This is a genomic window from Mesorhizobium sp. P2_H9 (genome assembly GCF_056403215.1).
In genome coordinates this window covers 60,740-77,146 of record NZ_JBFUFX010000010.1, presented here as the reverse complement: position 1 = coordinate 77,146, position 16,407 = coordinate 60,740, and the positions used below count along the sequence as shown (strand labels likewise).

At 62.2% G+C, this 16,407-nt stretch carries 21 protein-coding genes; 10 read left to right on the top strand and 11 right to left on the bottom strand.

Going from position 1 to position 16,407, the window contains the following annotated elements; genetic code table 11:
* Window positions 1-21 precede the first annotated feature (21 nt).
* The 5 genes from AC1DXN_RS19975 to AC1DXN_RS19955 all read right to left on the bottom strand — a co-directional run bounded on the left by AC1DXN_RS19975 (window position 22) and on the right by AC1DXN_RS19955 (window position 3,073).
* Window positions 22-630, bottom strand: coding sequence for a glutathione S-transferase family protein (locus tag AC1DXN_RS19975; protein WP_477271479.1), 609 nt, complete (start codon window positions 628-630; stop codon window positions 22-24).
* A gap of 29 nt (window positions 631-659) precedes the next feature.
* Complete coding sequence (locus AC1DXN_RS19970) at window positions 660-1,127, bottom strand: SRPBCC family protein (protein ID WP_477421633.1); 468 nt, start codon at window positions 1,125-1,127, stop codon at window positions 660-662.
* Between the two features lie 8 nt (window positions 1,128-1,135).
* Entirely contained in the window at window positions 1,136-1,471 is a 336-nt protein-coding gene (locus tag AC1DXN_RS19965) for an ArsR/SmtB family transcription factor (protein ID WP_477270776.1), read from the bottom strand.
* 11 nt (window positions 1,472-1,482) lie between these two features.
* Window positions 1,483-2,139, bottom strand: a complete 657-nt coding sequence (locus tag AC1DXN_RS19960; RefSeq protein ID WP_477270775.1) for a glutathione S-transferase family protein — start codon at window positions 2,137-2,139, stop codon at window positions 1,483-1,485.
* Window positions 2,140-2,242: 103 nt separating this feature from the next.
* Complete coding sequence (locus AC1DXN_RS19955) at window positions 2,243-3,073, bottom strand: alpha/beta fold hydrolase (protein WP_477270773.1); 831 nt, start codon at window positions 3,071-3,073, stop codon at window positions 2,243-2,245.
* 101 nt (window positions 3,074-3,174) lie between these two features.
* Between AC1DXN_RS19955 and AC1DXN_RS19950 the strand changes: the two genes are divergently transcribed.
* From AC1DXN_RS19950 to AC1DXN_RS19940, 3 genes are all read left to right on the top strand, one after another.
* Complete coding sequence (locus AC1DXN_RS19950) at window positions 3,175-3,702, top strand: winged helix-turn-helix transcriptional regulator (RefSeq protein ID WP_477270771.1); 528 nt, start codon at window positions 3,175-3,177, stop codon at window positions 3,700-3,702.
* Window positions 3,703-3,781: 79 nt separating this feature from the next.
* Window positions 3,782-4,021, top strand: a complete 240-nt coding sequence (locus tag AC1DXN_RS19945; RefSeq protein WP_477270769.1) for a hypothetical protein — start codon at window positions 3,782-3,784, stop codon at window positions 4,019-4,021.
* Window positions 4,022-4,211: 190 nt separating this feature from the next.
* Window positions 4,212-4,643, top strand: coding sequence for a GlcG/HbpS family heme-binding protein (locus AC1DXN_RS19940; RefSeq protein ID WP_477270767.1), 432 nt, complete (start codon window positions 4,212-4,214; stop codon window positions 4,641-4,643).
* A 162-nt stretch (window positions 4,644-4,805) separates the two neighbouring features.
* Here AC1DXN_RS19940 and AC1DXN_RS19935 read toward each other — a convergent pair whose 3' ends face one another.
* The 3 genes from AC1DXN_RS19935 to AC1DXN_RS19925 all read right to left on the bottom strand — a co-directional run bounded on the left by AC1DXN_RS19935 (window position 4,806) and on the right by AC1DXN_RS19925 (window position 6,543).
* Entirely contained in the window at window positions 4,806-5,207 is a 402-nt protein-coding gene (locus AC1DXN_RS19935; RefSeq protein WP_477246266.1) for a hypothetical protein, read from the bottom strand.
* A 245-nt stretch (window positions 5,208-5,452) separates the two neighbouring features.
* Complete coding sequence (gene rpmF, locus AC1DXN_RS19930; protein WP_008834724.1) at window positions 5,453-5,635, bottom strand: 50S ribosomal protein L32; 183 nt, start codon at window positions 5,633-5,635, stop codon at window positions 5,453-5,455.
* Window positions 5,636-5,781: 146 nt separating this feature from the next.
* Window positions 5,782-6,543, bottom strand: a complete 762-nt coding sequence (locus AC1DXN_RS19925) for a biosynthetic peptidoglycan transglycosylase (protein WP_477246265.1) — start codon at window positions 6,541-6,543, stop codon at window positions 5,782-5,784.
* Between the two features lie 79 nt (window positions 6,544-6,622).
* Here AC1DXN_RS19925 and AC1DXN_RS19920 point away from each other — a divergent pair, with 79 nt between their 5' ends.
* The 6 genes from AC1DXN_RS19920 (at window position 6,623) to ssuD (ending at window position 12,794) form a co-directional block, all read left to right on the top strand.
* Entirely contained in the window at window positions 6,623-7,540 is a 918-nt protein-coding gene (locus AC1DXN_RS19920; protein WP_477270765.1) for a polyprenyl synthetase family protein, read from the top strand.
* Between the two features lie 261 nt (window positions 7,541-7,801).
* Window positions 7,802-8,569 carry an FkbM family methyltransferase gene (locus AC1DXN_RS19915; RefSeq protein WP_477246262.1) on the top strand — a complete coding sequence of 256 codons (768 nt, stop codon included), beginning with the start codon at window positions 7,802-7,804 and terminating at the stop codon, window positions 8,567-8,569.
* Window positions 8,570-8,882: 313 nt separating this feature from the next.
* The gene (gene tauA, locus AC1DXN_RS19910) at window positions 8,883-9,890 is read left to right on the top strand and encodes a taurine ABC transporter substrate-binding protein (protein ID WP_477421631.1); all 1,008 of its coding nucleotides are present in this window, start codon (window positions 8,883-8,885) and stop codon (window positions 9,888-9,890) included.
* 68 nt (window positions 9,891-9,958) lie between these two features.
* Entirely contained in the window at window positions 9,959-10,771 is an 813-nt protein-coding gene (locus AC1DXN_RS19905; RefSeq protein ID WP_477270761.1) for a taurine ABC transporter ATP-binding protein, read from the top strand.
* Window positions 10,768-11,616 carry an ABC transporter permease subunit gene (locus AC1DXN_RS19900; protein ID WP_477270759.1) on the top strand — a complete coding sequence of 283 codons (849 nt, stop codon included), beginning with the start codon at window positions 10,768-10,770 and terminating at the stop codon, window positions 11,614-11,616. Before AC1DXN_RS19905 ends, AC1DXN_RS19900 begins: the two co-directional genes overlap by 4 nt.
* Window positions 11,617-11,651: 35 nt before the next feature.
* The gene (gene ssuD, locus AC1DXN_RS19895) at window positions 11,652-12,794 is read left to right on the top strand and encodes an FMNH2-dependent alkanesulfonate monooxygenase (RefSeq protein ID WP_477270757.1); all 1,143 of its coding nucleotides are present in this window, start codon (window positions 11,652-11,654) and stop codon (window positions 12,792-12,794) included.
* 30 nt (window positions 12,795-12,824) lie between these two features.
* Here ssuD and AC1DXN_RS19890 read toward each other — a convergent pair whose 3' ends face one another.
* From AC1DXN_RS19890 to AC1DXN_RS19880, 3 genes are all read right to left on the bottom strand, one after another.
* A complete protein-coding gene (locus AC1DXN_RS19890; RefSeq protein ID WP_477270755.1) occupies window positions 12,825-13,826 on the bottom strand; it encodes an NADP-dependent oxidoreductase in 1,002 nt (333 codons plus the stop codon).
* An 87-nt stretch (window positions 13,827-13,913) separates the two neighbouring features.
* Window positions 13,914-14,780 carry an alpha/beta fold hydrolase gene (locus tag AC1DXN_RS19885; RefSeq protein ID WP_477270753.1) on the bottom strand — a complete coding sequence of 289 codons (867 nt, stop codon included), beginning with the start codon at window positions 14,778-14,780 and terminating at the stop codon, window positions 13,914-13,916.
* A gap of 77 nt (window positions 14,781-14,857) precedes the next feature.
* Complete coding sequence (locus AC1DXN_RS19880; RefSeq protein WP_477270751.1) at window positions 14,858-15,673, bottom strand: oxidoreductase; 816 nt, start codon at window positions 15,671-15,673, stop codon at window positions 14,858-14,860.
* 103 nt (window positions 15,674-15,776) lie between these two features.
* On the opposite strand from AC1DXN_RS19880, the gene AC1DXN_RS19875 reads away from it, so the two are divergent.
* Window positions 15,777-16,361 (top strand): TetR/AcrR family transcriptional regulator, encoded by a 585-nt coding sequence (locus AC1DXN_RS19875; RefSeq protein ID WP_477246247.1) that lies wholly within the window; start codon window positions 15,777-15,779, stop codon window positions 16,359-16,361.
* Window positions 16,362-16,407 lie beyond the last annotated feature (46 nt).

Genomic DNA, 16,407 nt, shown 5'->3' with positions numbered 1-16,407 from the left:
TCCCTGTGACGGGATTTGACGCTAAGCATTCCAACTCGGGCGCCTGCGCACGCGCTCGCGCCAGCGATGCACATTGCCGAGCAACTCTGGGATCGGGGCTTCGAAGAAATCTCCAAGCCATGCCGCCACCGCAGCCGTGATGTCGGCAACGGAGAATTGTTCTCCAGCGAGAAACAAGCGGCCGTCCGCGATCTCACGGTCTAGCCATGCCCATTTGGCCAGGACGGAACCACGCTGCGCGTCGGCAAAGGCCGGAAACTGAACCACACGATCGGCGAACATCGGATCTGAGTGCAGCGCTATGTTGCCTATGGTTCCGAAGAGTTCGATCTCGGCGCGCCGGTTCCACATCTCGATGCGGCCTTGGCTGACGGCATCCGGACCAAACAGCGCAGGCGTCGGATGAAGTGCCTCAAGATACCGGCAGATCGCAACGCTTTCGGTGATCACCGTGCCGTCGTCGAGCCCAAGAACAGGAATCTGGCCGAGCGAATTGAGCTCAAGGAAGGAGGGGGCTTTATGCTCGCCCTTTGTCAGATCGACATCGACACGCTCGATGCCGATGCCCTTCTCGGCCATGAAAATGCGAACGCGATACGAATTCGGGCCAATGCCACAATAGAGCTTCATCTTTTTTCCAATTTGAGGAGATTTCCGGTTCAGCCCAGGGCGGTCACGCGCAACAGCTCCGCGCCCAGATTGTCGAGCATCTGTTGCCATCCCGCCTGATGGTTTTCAGGCAGATCATGGCCATCGAGAAAGGCGCCTTGCTCGGTCATGACCAACCGGCAAGCCTTTCCTTCCGTTGCGACCTCGACCGTGAGCAGGCCGACGAACAGGCGCTTGTCGCCAAGGGTCATGTCGCCCGCTGAGACGATCCGTTGGCCATGCACGATATCGAGATAGCGCGTTTCATTGACGTAGCTGTCGCGACCCCTTGGACCGAAACGGCAGATCTGCGTGCCACCCACCTCGAATTCGAAACGGTCGAAGCTGCTTGTCCAACCCTCACCGGGCGAGCCCCAGCGCAGCAAGGCGGCCGGGTCGGACCAAGCGGCGAACACGCGGGCTGGTGGGGCATCGTAGACGCGTTCGAGCACAATGGTGGAATGGACGACGGTCATCATGGTCTCCTTCAGCTTTCGTCTTTGGCCTGCGCCAGGAACTCGCCCAGCCGGTCGAGTCGGCGCTCCCAGGTCAGGCGCCGTTCGTTGATCCAGTGCTCGGCACTCCGCAGCGCCTTCGGCTCGATCTGGCAGGTGCGCACCCGGCCGAGTTTTTCCGTGCGCACGAGGCCGCTGGCCTCGAGCACATTAAGGTGCTGGACGACCGCCGACAGCGACATTGCCAATGGCTCTGCCAGCTGGCTGACCGAGGCCGGGCCACGCGACAGCCGCTCGACCATGCTGCGCCGCGCCGGGTCGGCAAGCGCTTGGAACATCAGGTCGAGCTGGGCGGGATCGTGCAGCATCGGCGTTCGCCTCAACCGTTGTTGTAGGGAAATAATTTGAAGTAGGGCTGCGCTTCCTCGATGACGCGGGCGACCGATGGGCGCTGCAGCAACCGGTCGTGATAGCGCTTCACAGCCGGGTATTTGTCACCCAGCGGCTCGACCTTGTTGGCGTAGAACAATGCCGGTGCCGCGGCGCAATCGGCCATGGTGAAGCTCTCGCCGGTCGCCCAGGTCCTTGATTGCATCTCCTGCTCGATGATGGCGTAGGCCTTGCGCAATTGCGCGCGCGCCTCCTCGACCCCGAACGGGTCGGTCTTGTCCTGCGGCCGCAGCCTGTCGGCGACGATCTTCTGCATCGGCGCCTGCACGTAGAAATCGTAAAAGCGATCGGCCTGGCGGACCGCCAGCGCCAGGTCGATGTCGGCGGGAACGAGGTCGACAGGACCGGGATAGTGCGCGGCCAGATATTCGATGACGATGGTCGATTCCAGCATCGTGCGGTCGCGCGCATCGTCGCGCAGTGCCGGCATCTTGCCGGTCGGCGATATCCTCAGGAAGGCCGCGCGTGATTGCTCATCGCCGAGATCGACGATCACGGCGGCAAACGGCGTGCCGTTCTCGTAAAGCGCGATCAGCGGCTTCCAGCAGAAGGACGCCAGCGGATGGAGATGCATCGTCAGGGACATGGTCTTGCTCGTCTTTTCGTGGTTGCAGATCTGGCGGAATAACACTGAAGCATTTACTTAACTATTGCCGGGACCGTTTGGTGTCAAGGTCCGGCTCGGGCACTTATTTGGGTTGAGTGTGGGCGACGATGGCGGCGACGAATGTCGCCCAGTCCTGGGGGTGCAGCTCGTGGCCACCACCCTTGATGCGGACAAGCCGTCCGCCGGGCACGGCTTCAGCAAGGGCTGCGCCGTGCTCGACCGGAAAGATCGGATCTGACGTCCCGTGGAGGACGAGGAGCGGGGCCTTGATCTCGTGCAGGCGCCCTTTCCAGTCCTCGCCGCCATTCAGCATGAAATGATTGGTCGCGCTCAAAAAGCCGCCGGACCGGTCGTAATCCTGCTCGACGAACACCCGCGTCTCCGCCTCGTCGAAGGGATGCACGGTGCTGGCGATCGCCTGCGCGTCCTTGACGACGAAGCCGACCACCTGGTCGCGGTTCGACCAGTCGACTTCTGCGCCTGCGGCCGAGTGCTTCATATAGGCCTCGGTCGTCCCGGGCAGATGCGACGTGTCGATCCCTACCGGCGAACTGCTGATCACCGTCAGCGAGAGGACACGCGACGGGTGTTTCAACGCCACAATCTGCGCGATCCTGCCGCCCATCGACATGCCGACCACATGCGCCCTACGGATCCCATGGGTGTCGAGAACACGAATAGCATCGTCGGCCATGTCGTCGAATGTGTAGGCGCCCGGCGCATATTTGGTCGACAGGCCGGTGTCGCGGTTGTCATAGCGGATCACGAAACGACCTTCGCCGGCGAGCTTCCGGCAAAGCGCCTCCGGCCACCACAGCATCGAAGCCATGGCGCCCATGATCAGCAGCAGCGCCGGATCCTTGGGATCGCCAAACGTCTGCGACTTGATTTCGGGTGCTTGAGCCTTGGCCATGGGAATCTCCTCTCCATCATTTAAACTGATTGCATTTTGCAATCGGTTGCACGATAATGAAACTGATACGATAATGCAACCGGTTTTTTCTGGAGAGTCGCATGAGCCTCGATCACCGGTCCGGATGCCCGATCAATCTGTCGCTGGAGGTGTTTGGCGACCGCTGGAGTCTGATCATCCTTCGCGACATGATTTTCGGCGGGAAACGCCATTTTCGCGAACTGCTCAACGGCTCGATGGAAGGCATCGCCTCCAACATCCTCGCCGACCGGCTGAAGCGGCTGATGGAATTGGGCATGCTGACCAAGGCCGACGATCCCAGCCACAAGCAGAAGGCAATCTACAGCCTGACTGAAATGGCGATAACGCTGGTGCCGATCCTGGCGCATCTCGGCGCCTGGGGTCGTGTCTGGCTGCCGGTGAGCGAGGAGCTTTCGATCCGCGCCGAGCTTCTGGAACAAGGCGGTCCGCCACTCTGGGAGCGGTTTATGGATGAGTTGCGCCACGACCATCTGGGGACACCTGCCAAGGCGTCGGCCAGCCCTACCGTCCGCGCCACCTTGCAGGCTGCATACGAGGCCGTGGTCGCCCGCAAGGCACAGGCGGCCGGGCGCCACCCGGGCTCCTGACCAACTTATTTTGCTATTTGCAGGCCGGCTCTGCTATCAAGTGCCTGAAAATCATAATTTACGGGATTGGAAAACGCACTTGGTTGAGAACTCTAAGGACACTGCCCGCGCGCGGGCCGATTCGCGTTTCAAGAAGCAGGAAGAAGCAGCTACGGTCCGCCAGAAGGCGATGGCGGAATATGTCGCCGAGAGCGATGCCCGCCAGGCCAAGACCAATAAGCTCAGGGCGCTCCGTCTCGCCAAGGAAGCCGAAGACCTCGCCAATGCGCCTGCGGCCCCGGTCAAGAAGCCGGCGCGCGCCAAGAAAAAAACCGCCTAGAAAACCCCGGTCTCCTGCAGCAGTTCTGGAAGCGACAGGGCGGCGACGCCATATCAGGACGGTGCCTGCCAAGGGCGTGATCCAGACGCCTTCCACTACGCCTCTTCACGCGAAGCAATTTCAACCGTAACCGGGATTTCATTCCTCCCGCTCCCGGTCAATGAATCACGTGTTCCAACAGGAGACTGCCATGACCGCCCTGACGCTCGACAAAGCCAAGCAAATCATCGATGCCGCCTTTGCCAAGGGTGCAGAATTGAAGTTCAAGCCGTTGGGCGTCTCGGTGCTCGACGCCGGCGCCCATCTGGTTGCCTTCCAGCGCCAGGACGGCGCCTCGTTCCTGCGCCCGCAAATGTCGGCCGGCAAAGCCTATGGCGCGCTCGCCATCGGCATGGGCTCGCGCCGCGTCGAGGCTTTCGCCAAGGAACGCCCGCATCTGGTCGCGGGCATCTCCGACGTGTCGGGCGGACGCGTGCTGCCGGTCGTCGGCGGTGTGCTGATCCGCGACAAGGCGGGTACCGTCATCGGCGCTGTCGGCATTTCCGGCGACACCTCGGACAATGACGAGGCCGCCGCCATCGCCGGCATCGAGGCCGCCGGTTTCACCGCAGATCCCGGCTGAGGCTTCAGCATTGGGGGCGAGGGTGCGTTGAGATTCAGGTCAGGCCGAGTCGAGAAGGGTGGATTCCGAGAACCGGAACGGAGCGTACATTTGGGTACGTGAGTACCGGAAGCGCAGGAAGCCGCCCTTCGCAGGCCGGCATCACCTGAATATCAATGCAGCCTAATTGAGATTGATATCCCTGCTGGCTGACCGCATCGAGACGGAGAAGCCGGCAAGCACATCGAACAGCGCGATGAGCATCAGCGTGAAGAAGACGGAGTGCGCCGCGCCCTTCACCAGCAGGAACTCGACCAGGAAGGCGACGAAGACCAGCGTCGACAAAAGATGGTCCATGATCGAGGCGTTTGTGGTGCGCACCGACTTCACCATTTCGAGGAACAGGAAGACCAGCCCGATCAGCACCATCAGGTCGCCGAGCGTCATCGAGAACACACCGCCCGACATCATCTTGAACGAGAAGATTTCGCTCGCCCACGGATCGTCGCCGCTGCCGAATATTCCCAGAAGCCCGAGATTGTAGAGCACGAAAGGCACGATCAGCAGCGGAATGGCACCGAACATCAGGCGGCTCCGGGTTGGACTGCCTTCTGTAGTATGCGCCCGGCGCCCGCCGTCAAGAATTTTCGTCGGCAACCGCAAACACGGAAAGAAACCGCGCGAAACAACGGTGTCAGCTGAGCCCGGCCTACATCCGTAGAGCTGGCCGCACGCTCACGCCCCATTCAGCTCAGCGATCAGCGCTTTAAACGCAAAAAGACCGGCCACTGGCCGGTCCTTTAGAACTCAAACCTTCGAGAAAGCTGGTCTCAGCTTTCCTTGGGCGTCAACACCTGGCGACCGCGATACATGCCGGTCTTCAGGTCGATATGGTGGGGACGGCGCATTTCGCCGGAATTCTTGTCCTCGACATAGGTCGGGGCCTTGAGGGCGTCGGCCGAGCGGCGCATGCCGCGCTTGGACGGAGAGGTTTTGCGTTTCGGAACGGCCATGGATATGCTCCACTACATGGTCAAAAAGCCCCGCCCGCCCTCGTGAAAGGGCCGTGTCAGGGCCGAAATCTGAAGAAGTCGGGTGCCTATACACGCCTGATGTGGTTTTGGCCAGCACTGCGCCGAATTTTTTTGAAGCCGGCAGACTAGTGAAGACAGCCGACATAGGCGCCGGACCTTCCGGCGCGCCGCTCGATCAGCGCCGCCAGCCGTCTCAGCCCTGGTCCAGGCTTGGCCGGGTTGCGGGTGATCGGGTTGGGCAGACTGACGGCCAGCAGTGCCGCCTGGCGCCGTGTCAGCTGTTTTGCCGAGACACCGAAATGATGCTGGGCGGCGGCCTCGATGCCATAGATGCCCGGTCCCCATTCGGCGATGTTGAGATAGATTTCCATGATCCGCCGTTTCGACAGCACCGCATCGAAATAGACCGCCAGCGGCAGTTCGACCACCTTGCGCACAGAGCCAAGCGGCCGCGACCACAGATAGAGGTTCTTCACCGTCTGCATAGTGATGGTCGACGCGCCGCGCGTCATCTCGCCGGCCAGCGCGTCGTCGACGACGCCGCGCAACTCGCCAAAATCAACGCCGCGATGGAAACAGAACTGCCCGTCCTCCGACATGATCACCGAATTGGCCAGCACTGGCGCCACATCGTCGATCGAAACCCAGCGTCGGTCGTAGCCGGAAAACGTCGCCAGATCCTTCAGCATCAATGTCGACACCGGATGCACGAAGGACGGCATGTAGAGGAAGGTCAGCACCGTCGGGATCAGCGCCAGCACAGCAGCCACGACAATGCCGCGCCGGACCCAGCGTTTGAGACCGATGCGGTTGCCGCCTTTCGGTCTCGCCGCCATGTCCAGCCCTTCGATTTCTTGATCGACGATCGGTTCCGCCAAGCCGCTCAACCCGTGCTACACCCCTGCTCCGGCATAATGGCGCTTGGCTTCTTGCGCAACGTCTGAGTGTCGGCTACCGCTCCCGGCTATGACGAAAGACGACCAAATCGCCTTCGAAACGCTGCTTGGCGCGCGCGCAGGCGCGCTGGAGGCGCTGCTGCGGCGGCTTCTCGACGCACGCACGCTTTCCGGCGAGATCGCTCGCCCGGAACGCCTGATGGCGGCGATGCGCCACGGTGTGCTGAACGGCGGTAAGCGCCTGCGCCCCTTCCTGGTCATGGAAAGTGCCGCCTTGTTTGCCGCCGATGGCGAGGCGGCACTTCGCGTGGCGGCAGCACTCGAATGCGTGCATTGCTACTCGCTGATCCATGACGATCTGCCGTCCATGGACGATGACGATCTGCGCCGCGGCCAGCCGACCGTGCACAAGGCTTTCGACGAGGCCACCGCCATCCTTGCCGGCGACGCCTTGCTGACGCTTGCCTTCGACATCCTTGCCGACGAGGCGACGGCACTGCCGGCGGAGCGCCGGGCAGCGCTGGTGCTGGCGCTGGCGCGTGCCGCCGGCGCCGGCAGCATGGTCGGCGGCCAGATGCTCGACCTCGAAGCCGAGCGTATCAGGCCCGACGAGGCCGGCATCATCCGGCTGCAGGCCATGAAGACCGGCGCGCTGATCCGTTTTGCCTGCGAGGCGGGCGCCATCATCGCCGGCGCGCCACGCGAAGACCGCGACCGGCTGGCCGAATTCGGCTCGGCGATCGGCCTTGCCTTTCAGCTTGCCGACGACCTGCTCGACCTGACGGCTGACATCAGCCAGATGGGCAAGGCCACCGGCAAGGATGCCGCCGCCGGCAAGGCAACGCTGGTCGCGTTGCATGGCGCCAAATGGGCGCGTCAGCAGCTCCACGGCCTCGTCGACCAGGCCCATGCGCTGCTCGAACCCTATGGCGAACAGGCGGTTCTGCTCAAAGCTGCGGCAAAATTCGTGGCGGCCCGCAACAACTGAGACAGAGCCCCGGTTAGATCGTCGGAAGACCGGTTTTAGAATTGTCTGCGTTGCGCCACCGGTGGGGCCTGATTGCAGCGCTGGCGGATATCATTTGCCACGCAATCTGCGTCGCCTGTAAGCTTTCCGAATGGAAATTGGCAACCGACGATGAGGACCCCCGCCTTTGCAAAATGGGCACTCGAACGCATCCCTCATGTGAGACGACTTCGTCGCGACCTTCGCGCTGCGGAGCAAGAGGCGCGACGTCTTGGAGGGATCGTGTCCGAACAATATCGGCGCGACGGGGCCTCCGTTGTGCAACGGGGCGATCTTCGGCTGCTGCTCGACCCTTCCTCGCTGGTCGACAGGGAGATGTTGGACCATGGGGCTTGGGAGTCCACACAAATCGGCCTGATGATCGACGCGGCACGAGCCCTCAAAGACAACCCGCGACGCAAACTGTTTATCGATGTCGGCGCATATTGGGGCCTGTACAGCCTCAAGATGTGGCGCCTGGGAGTGTTTGACGAGATACTTTGCTTCGAGCCGGACGCAAACAACTTCGCGCAGTTGGAAGCGCAGATGTTTCTCAACGGAGCCAGCTACGACATCAAGCGTATCAAGGCGGCCGTTCTGGACTCACCGGGCACTGCGAGATTGCAGCGCAGCACGTCGATTGCAGACGGCAATCGCGGCTCCGCTCTGATACAGGAATCCAGCGAAGACTCCGAGCTCGTCCAGGCAGTCGCCCTTGACGAACTGTTGGATGTCAAAGACGCGATCCTGTTCGTCAAAATCGACGTGGAAGGAAGTGAGGCGCGGGTACTTGCTGGAATGCGGCGGCTGCTCGCGGAGAACGATGTTTATCTGCAGGTCGAGGCTTTTCCTGGGTTCGAAGACCGATTGAAGGATTCCGTGCCGGATAGGCTTACGAAAGTGGCTCAACTTCATTGGGATCATATATTCTCCAACCTTCCGTCCTTGCCGTTGCAAAGTGCTTCGGCCTCTTCGCTACACCTCCTGCAAGGAAATCCTCTCACTCCGTGAGAAGCGATGGCCGGAGCGCCAGTGCGCGACCAAAGCGACAAAGGGAGATGGACGTCGGGAACCGTCCGTCGAAGCCGTCTATGATTGCCCTTTGCGGGCGCTTTTTCCAGACATAAGACCCGCAAGCATTTTGCGTGGGCAACAATCCTGGAGTGGCAGCCTGCCGTCCAATCCGAATTCTTTTTTAAGCGCGAGCTGATTTTCAGAATTCCATTTCTATCTAAGTCTATAAGTTAAGTGGACTTTAATCCGACGCTCTTGGCCCGAGCGGGCAATCGAGGGATTTGCCCTCAGTTCAAAAGGATTAAATGCCATGAGAAACCTGATTTCCGCTGCCCTTGTCGGGCTTACTTTGGCGGCCACTTCCGCCGCAGCCCTTGCCGCCGATAAGAAAGTCGTCATCGCCTATCAGACCGGCGCCAACCCCTACAATCTCGGCATCGCCAATGGCGATCTTGCCAAGAAGACCGGCTGGGATATCGAATTCCGCCGCTTCAATTCCGGCGCCGACATTTTCGCGGCAATAGCATCCGGCGACGTCCAGATCGGCGACGTCGGATCGAGCCCGTTCGCCGCTGCCGTCAGCAGAGGCCTCGACGTGAAGGCGTTCTACATCTCCTCGGTCTCCCGTGACGGCGAAGCCCTCGTGGTGCGGCCCGATATCAAGTCGCCGGCCGACCTGCGCGGCAAGAAGCTTGCCGCAGCACCGGTATCGACCGACCACTACCAGCTTCTCGCCGTCCTCAAGCAGGAAGGCATTTCGGAGAAGGAAACCCAGGTCATCGCCATTCCGCAGCCCGAAATCGTCGCCGCCTGGAAGCGCGGCGACATCGATGGGGCCTTCGTCTGGGATCCGGCACTCTCCGAACTCAAGAAGGATGGCAAGGTCCTGCTCACCGCCGGCCAGGTCGCCGATCGTGGCGCGCCGACCTTCGGCGCACTGGTGGTGACCGGCGATTTCGCCAAGGCCAATCCTGACTTCCTCGGGCAGTATGTCCGGCTGATCGACGGCTACAACACGGCCTATCTGAGCAACCCGGCCGCGTGGGGACCGGAGTCCGAGAACGCCAAGCTGATCGCCGGCCTGCAGGGCGGCACGGCGGCCGAAAATTCGGAGCAGTTGAAGACGACGGTGGTTCCGCCGCTCGACGAGCAGGTGTCCGACAAATGGCTGGGCGGTGGTGAGAAGGGCGCCGTTGCGAAAATCCTCAAGGACACCGCAGGCTTCCTGAAGGACCAGAAGAAGATCACCGCCATCAAGGACAGCTACGCCGCAGCCGCCGACCCGGAATATGCCGACGCTGCCAAGGCTTCGAACTAGAAATCCCCTGACAACATTCAGGTTCTGGCTGGCGGAATTCCCGCCAGCCAGACTGCTTGGAGGCTACCATGCTTCGAATCCGCGATACCAGCGTCACCTTCCCCGCCTCGGACGGTCAGTACGTGCACGCGCTTGATCACGTCTCGCTCGACATCGCTCCTGATTCCATCGTTGTCGCGGTTGGAGCTTCCGGGTGCGGCAAGTCGACATTGCTCAACGCGATCGCCGGCTTCCTGCCGCTCACCGAAGGCACGATCACGCTGGACGGAAAACAGATCGTCGCGCCCGGCGGCGATCGTGGCGTCGTCTTCCAGAAGGACACCTTGCTGCCCTGGGCCAATGTGCTGGACAATGTCGCTCTCGGCCTGAAATACCGGGGCGTGCGGCGCAGCGAGCGCCATGAGCGGTCAAGGCGTCTGCTGGAACTGGTCGGGCTCGCCGATTTCGCCGAAAAGCCGCCCTATGAACTGTCCGGCGGCATGCGCCAGCGCGTCGGCATCGCTCGAGCGCTGGCCACCGATCCGAAGATCCTGCTGATGGACGAGCCGTTCGGCGCCCTCGACAGCCTGACGCGCGAGACGATGCAGCAGCTTCTGGCCTCGGTCTGGGCCAAGACCGGCAAGCAGATCCTGTTCATCACCCATTCCATCGAGGAAGCCCTGACGCTCGGCACCACCATCGTCGTGATGTCGCCGAGGCCCGGTCGCATCGTTGCCCGGTTCGACGCCAACTTCGTTCGCGAGTTCGCCGAGAGTGGCGACATCGGGCCGATCCAGTCCCACCCTCGTTTCATCGAACTGCGGCAGGAAATCCGCTCGCTCATCCACCAGCCGGAAGCCGCCCGTACAGGAACCTTGCCCCGAACAGGAAACTTGCAATGACGCTTGCCGCCAGCTCCCCGACTTCATTTCGGCCTTCAACGACCCGGCGCAGACTGTCCGCTCAGCCGCGCCGGTCCGCATCGACAAGCACGCTCGGCATCAGCCTGGTCACGCTGGCGTCGCTGATTGCCTTGTGGTTCCTCGCCGCACATTTCGAATGGGCGTCGCCGCTGTTCCTGCCGTCACCGGCCGAGGTGCTGACCCAGTTCAGCGCTGTCTGGGTCGACGGTTATGCCAACGGGACGCTCCTCGAGCACACGCTGGCCAGCCTTGGCCGCATCGCCGCGGCGCTCGGCGTCGGCATTTTCCTGGGCATTCCGCTCGGCCTGCTGATGGGGCTCAACCGCTGGGTCAAGGGCATCTTCAGCGTTCCGATCGACCTCTACTGGGGCTTGCCGCCGCTGGCCTACCTGCCGCTGCTGATCATCTGGCTGGGCATCGGCGAGACCTCCAAGATCGTGCTGCTGTCGCTGTCGACCTTCGCCCCGATCTGCTTTGCCGCACAGGCCGGTGTCCGGTCCGTGCCCGCTGAACGGATCAACGCAGCACTTTCGCTTGGCGCCAGCCGCCTGCAACTGTTCACCAGCATCATCCTGCCGTCGGCATTGCCGGAAATCCTGACCGGCCTGAAGATTGCCATCGGCGCCGGCTTGTCGACGCTGGTCGCCGCCGAGCTGATCGCAGCCCAGTCAGGCCTTGGCTACATGATCATGTCGGCCGCCAATTTCCTCGCCACCGACGTCGTCTTCGTCGGCCTCATCGTCATCGCTGTGCTGGCCTTCGCCTTCACCAGCGGCATGCGCTGGCTGGAGCATCGCCTCATCCCCTGGAAGGGCAAGCTCTGACGCTTGCCGCCCCTCATCGCTGAAAGAACAATCCTATGTCCAGCAAGCCACTCGACCTCTACTGGTACCTGCCGACTCATGGCGACGGGCCGTATCTCGGCACTGACCAGCGGCACCGCCCGGCAAGCTTCGGATATCTCAAGGAGATCGCCCAGGCGGCCGACCGACTTGGCTTCAAAGGCGTGCTCTTGCCCACCGGAACGAGCTGCGAGGACGCCTGGATCGTGGCGGCCGGGTTGATCCCGCTGACCGAGCGGCTGAAGTTCCTCGTCGCACTTCGGCCGGGCAGCGGAACACCGGCGCTGTTTGCGCGTCATGCGGCCACACTGGACCGCATCTCCGGCGGCCGCGTCCTGCTCAACGTCGTCACCGGTGCCGATCCTGCCGACCTCGCAGGCGACGGCAACAAGCTCAGCCATGACGAGCGCTACGCGCAGACTGACGAGTTCCTGACCATATGGCGGCGGATCCTTTCGGGTGAGCCGGCCGATTTCGAGGGCAAGTACCTGTCCGCGCACGGCACCGACATCTCCTTCCCGCCGGTCCAGAAACCCCACCCGCCACTTTGGTTCGGCGGCTCTTCCGACGCCGGCATTGCGATCGCCGCCAAGCATGTGGACGCCTATCTGAGCTGGGGCGAACCGGTGGACCAACTTGCCGAAAAGATCGACCGCGTCAGACAGGCAGCGGCAGCGCAAGGCCGCACGATCCGCTTCGGCCTTCGCATTCATCTGATCGTACGCGAAACGGAGGACGAGGCCTGGGCCGCCGCTGACCGGCTGATCAGCCACGTCACCGACGACCTGATCGCCGAAGCGCAGAAGGGGTTTGTCCACATCTCTGAATCCGTTGGGCAGAAGCGCATGTCGGCGCTGCACCAGGGCCGGCGCGACAAATTGGTTGTCGGCCCGAACCTGTGGGCGGGACCTGGGCTGGTGCGCGGCGGCGCCGGAACCGCGCTGGTCGGCAACCCCGACAATGTTGCCGCGCGCATTCGCGAGTATCAGGAGATCGGCATCGAAACGATCATCGCGTCCGCCTACCCGCACCTGGAAGAGGCGTTCAACGTCGCCGAACTGCTGTTCCCCAAACTCGGGCTCAGCGGCGAAGCTGCACCCCAGGAGCGCAGCTGGGACGTCGAGTTCGGACGCCCCAAGGTCGCCGCGTCGGCTTCGTGACGTGCTGCCAGCGGAAAGGGAAGGCGTGCGCTATTTGACCTTGATGACGACCTTGCCCTTGGCGCGTCCTGTCTCGACGTAGGCCAGAGCCTCGTTGGTCGCTTCAAAGGGAAAGACCCTGTCGACAACCGGGCGGATCGCTCCGGATTCGATGAGGGACGTGATGTTGCCCAGTTGGTCACCTTGCGCCCACATGAACAGGAACGAATACCCGACGCCCCGGCGCCTGGCTTTGGCCCGGATACCGCGGCTCAGCAGGCGCAGCACCAGCCTCAGCACCACGTTCAGCCCCTGCTTCCTGGCAAATTCGGGATCCGGCGGACCGGAAATGGAGATCAGCTTGCCGCCCGGTTTGAGCACAGTCAGGGATTTCTCAAGCGTCCTGGCGTCCTGGCTGTTCACCACGACGTCGTAGCCGGACAGGATCTTCTCGAAGTCGTCTTTCCTGTAGTCGACGACGACATCGGCGCCGAGTCCCTTGACCAGATCGGTGCTCGCCGCGCTTGCGGTCGTCGCAACCTTCGCGCCGAGATGCTTTGCCAGCTGGATGGCGAATGTCCCGAAGCCGCCGGAGCCAGCCTGGATGAAGACCTTTTGGCCCTTCTTCAAGCCTGCCCTCTCGATCAGCACCTGCCATGCAGTCAGGCCGACAAGGGGAATGGAAGCCGCTTCTTCCATGCTGAGGTTTTTGGGCTTCAGGGCCACGTCGGCCTCATCGATTGCGATGAACTCAGCAAATGTCCCGATCCGGCCGTCGCGCGGCCGCGCATAGACATCGTCGCCGGGTTTGAATTTGCGGACCTTTGAGCCCACCCTGACGACCGTCCCAGCCACGTCGTGGCCCAGGATGAAGGGCCGGCGATAGGGCAGGATTAGCTTGAACTCGCCGGTCTTGAGCTTGGAGTCCAGAAGGTTCACGCCTGCGGCATGGACCTCGACCAGGACATCCTTGTTCCCGAGCTCCGGCTCCGGCATCTCGGCCAGCCGCAGAACGCCCTTCTTGTTGTATTTGTCGACAACGAATGCCTTCATGGCAGTAACTTTCTGAAAATGTCTATCGGTGTTCCAGGATGAAACAAACCGGCGTCTTTGGCGGCAGAGCCGCCCAGGGGGAAGGTCTCAGCCCTCGAGGAAGGACAGGGCCTTCGGGACGAAATCGGCGTAATTCTGGAAAATCCCGCCATGCCCGGCATCCGGGTAGATGATCAGTTGTGCTCCAGGGATACGCCGGGCGAGATCGTGGGTATTGCTGCTCGGCACCATCCTGTCGTGATCGCCATTCGCAACAAAAGTAGGAATGCGGATGGTGCTCAAATCTTGCGGCGTTTGCAGCCCATAGGCCTTGATCGCTTTCAGTTGCGCGCCGAACGCGCTCAGCGAAATCGCCTTGTCACGGTTGCTCTTGCGCTCTTTCAGCCGCTCCAGAAAGGCGTTCGCGGCACGACGGCCATTCGCCGTCCTTGTGAAGAAGAGATAGTATTTCGCATCCCGAAAAGTCAGCGCCCCCTTGATCATGTCCACGATCGTCAGCGGCGTCACCTTGTCGATGCCTTGACCGCCGGCCGGCCCGGTGCCGGTGAGGATGAGTTTGCGCACAAGCCCGGGCTCGGTCAGCACAATCTCCTGCGCCACGAAGCCGCCAAGTGAAAAGCCGAAGAGGTCGACTTCTTCGAACCCCAACGCCCGGATGAAGGCGACGGCATCGCGCGCCATCCCGGAGATGGTTGACGGCGTTTTGCCAGCCGAAGCACCGATGCCTCTGTTGTCGAAGGCAATCACCCGCCGGGTCGCGGCGAGACCATCGACGATGCGTGGATCAAAATTGTCCAGCTGAGCGCCCAGATGGTTGAGGAGGATGACCGGCACGCCGGTCCTGGGCCCGAGTTCCCGGTAAACGAATGCCGTGCCGCCGACATCGACGGTGCGCGTTGGCGCATCCTGGAACGATAGCCGTGAATGGGACGACTGATTGACTATATGTGCCATGTTTGACACCTCCGTGCTGTGGCGCCTGACCAATTGTGTCGTTGCCAGTCTCATCTGCGTGAACTCCTCGCTGTGGTTCAGACCGGCAGGCGGAACTGCTTGCGCAAGGTCTTGTCGAACATCTCCGCGGGGGCGAAGCGGCGCAGCATGCTGACTTGGCGCGCAGCCTTGCCCGCGGTATAGCGTCGCCGCGGACGGGCATCGGTCGCCGCCTTGACGACCACATCCGCCACCACTTCCGGCCGATCGGCTTTGGGCATGACATCGCGAAGTAGCGCTTCGACCCCGGCTCGGGCCTGATCGTATTCTTTCAACACCGAATCCGGCTCAATGCCGTTCTGGTCGAAGACGGTACGCACGTATGCCGGCTCGATGATCGAGACGCGAATATTGAAGGCGCGCACCTCATGGTCGAGCGATTCCGAATAGCCCTCGAGCGCGTGCTTGACCGCCGAGTAATGCGCTGAGTATGGCGCGGGTACCAATCCCAGAATCGAGCCGATGTTGATGATCCGCCCTTGGCCGCGCCGCCGCATCGACGGCAACACAGCGTTGATCATGCGCATGACGCCGAACAGATTGACGTCGAACAGGGACTGCACCTGTGCGACCGAGGATTCCTCGGCACCGCCAAGCATGCCGACACCGGCATTGTTGACCAAAAGGTCGATCCGCCCGGTCTGCGCCAGCACGGTTGCAACGAGGGCGCTGACGGAGTCGCCATCGGTCACGTCGCATGTCAGCATGGACACCTGCGCCGGGCCGTTGCTTATCGCCCTACGGCTTGTCCCGAAGACGGTATGTCCTGCCCGCGCCAGGGCTTCGGCTGTGGCGCGGCCGATGCCCGAAGAGGCTCCGGTAACGATCGCGGTTCTTCCTGAAAGGACACTCATTTGATACTCCAGATGCATGAGGGCTAGCTTTTTGCCATTGGTTGAATTACGATCATAATATCACATTACGTGCATAATGCAATAGCAGAAAGGAAACGCCGCCATGCGCTACGAAAAGGGCCGGAAGGACGCATCCCGCGATCGGATTGTGGAGGTCGCCGCCCAGCGTTTTAGGAGTGACGGCATCGCCGCGTCTGGACTGGCAACCATCATGGGCGACGCCGGGCTGACGAACGGAGCCTTCTACCCGCACTTCCAATCAAAGGCGGAGCTCATCCGCGAAAGCGTGGCAGCGGCCCTGGATGCCCAGTCGCAGCAAATTCAGGAGTTGTTGGCTTCGGGCGGTCCGGAAATGACCATTCAGGCGTATCTGTCGGCCGAGCACCGGGACAACCCGGACAAGGGCTGCGCGTCCGCCGCGCTGCTGCCGGAGATTGCGCGCCAGCCGCCTGAAACGCGCGAGGTCTATACCGAGCGCTTCCTGACCCAGGTGCGGCAGGTGTCTGCCGCGCTGCCGCAGGGCAAGGACCCGGAAGGCGTGGCGCTGGGTGTCTTTGCGACCCTCATCGGCGCGCTTCAGCTGGCCCGCGCGGCGGCAGGGACCGAATTGTCGGATCGCATCCTCGCGGCAGGAGCAGATGCCGCGCGCAGGCTGATCCGGCCGCCTGAGGATGGGAAGGCATCCTAGGGCGGTCAGTTACTGATTTGCCCCGCCCCGCACGAACGAAATTTTA

Bases quoted from the DNA above. Each gene is read 5' to 3' on its own strand.
- AC1DXN_RS19975 (WP_477271479.1), bottom strand. From the start codon at position 630: ATGAAGCTCTATTGTGGCATTGGCCCGAATTCGTATCGCGTTCGCATT.
- AC1DXN_RS19970 (WP_477421633.1), bottom strand. From the start codon at position 1,127: ATGATGACCGTCGTCCATTCCACCATTGTGCTCGAACGCGTCTACGAT.
- AC1DXN_RS19965 (WP_477270776.1), bottom strand. From the start codon at position 1,471: ATGCTGCACGATCCCGCCCAGCTCGACCTGATGTTCCAAGCGCTTGCC.
- AC1DXN_RS19960 (WP_477270775.1), bottom strand. From the start codon at position 2,139: ATGTCCCTGACGATGCATCTCCATCCGCTGGCGTCCTTCTGCTGGAAG.
- AC1DXN_RS19955 (WP_477270773.1), bottom strand. From the start codon at position 3,073: ATGGCCAAGGCTCAAGCACCCGAAATCAAGTCGCAGACGTTTGGCGAT.
- AC1DXN_RS19950 (WP_477270771.1), top strand. From the start codon at position 3,175: ATGAGCCTCGATCACCGGTCCGGATGCCCGATCAATCTGTCGCTGGAG.
- AC1DXN_RS19940 (WP_477270767.1), top strand. From the start codon at position 4,212: ATGACCGCCCTGACGCTCGACAAAGCCAAGCAAATCATCGATGCCGCC.
- AC1DXN_RS19935 (WP_477246266.1), bottom strand. From the start codon at position 5,207: ATGTTCGGTGCCATTCCGCTGCTGATCGTGCCTTTCGTGCTCTACAAT.
- rpmF (WP_008834724.1), bottom strand. From the start codon at position 5,635: ATGGCCGTTCCGAAACGCAAAACCTCTCCGTCCAAGCGCGGCATGCGC.
- AC1DXN_RS19920 (WP_477270765.1), top strand. From the start codon at position 6,623: ATGACGAAAGACGACCAAATCGCCTTCGAAACGCTGCTTGGCGCGCGC.
- tauA (WP_477421631.1), top strand. From the start codon at position 8,883: ATGAGAAACCTGATTTCCGCTGCCCTTGTCGGGCTTACTTTGGCGGCC.
- AC1DXN_RS19905 (WP_477270761.1), top strand. From the start codon at position 9,959: ATGCTTCGAATCCGCGATACCAGCGTCACCTTCCCCGCCTCGGACGGT.
- AC1DXN_RS19900 (WP_477270759.1), top strand. From the start codon at position 10,768: ATGACGCTTGCCGCCAGCTCCCCGACTTCATTTCGGCCTTCAACGACC.
- ssuD (WP_477270757.1), top strand. From the start codon at position 11,652: ATGTCCAGCAAGCCACTCGACCTCTACTGGTACCTGCCGACTCATGGC.
- AC1DXN_RS19890 (WP_477270755.1), bottom strand. From the start codon at position 13,826: ATGAAGGCATTCGTTGTCGACAAATACAACAAGAAGGGCGTTCTGCGG.
- AC1DXN_RS19885 (WP_477270753.1), bottom strand. From the start codon at position 14,780: ATGGCACATATAGTCAATCAGTCGTCCCATTCACGGCTATCGTTCCAG.
- AC1DXN_RS19880 (WP_477270751.1), bottom strand. From the start codon at position 15,673: ATGAGTGTCCTTTCAGGAAGAACCGCGATCGTTACCGGAGCCTCTTCG.
- AC1DXN_RS19875 (WP_477246247.1), top strand. From the start codon at position 15,777: ATGCGCTACGAAAAGGGCCGGAAGGACGCATCCCGCGATCGGATTGTG.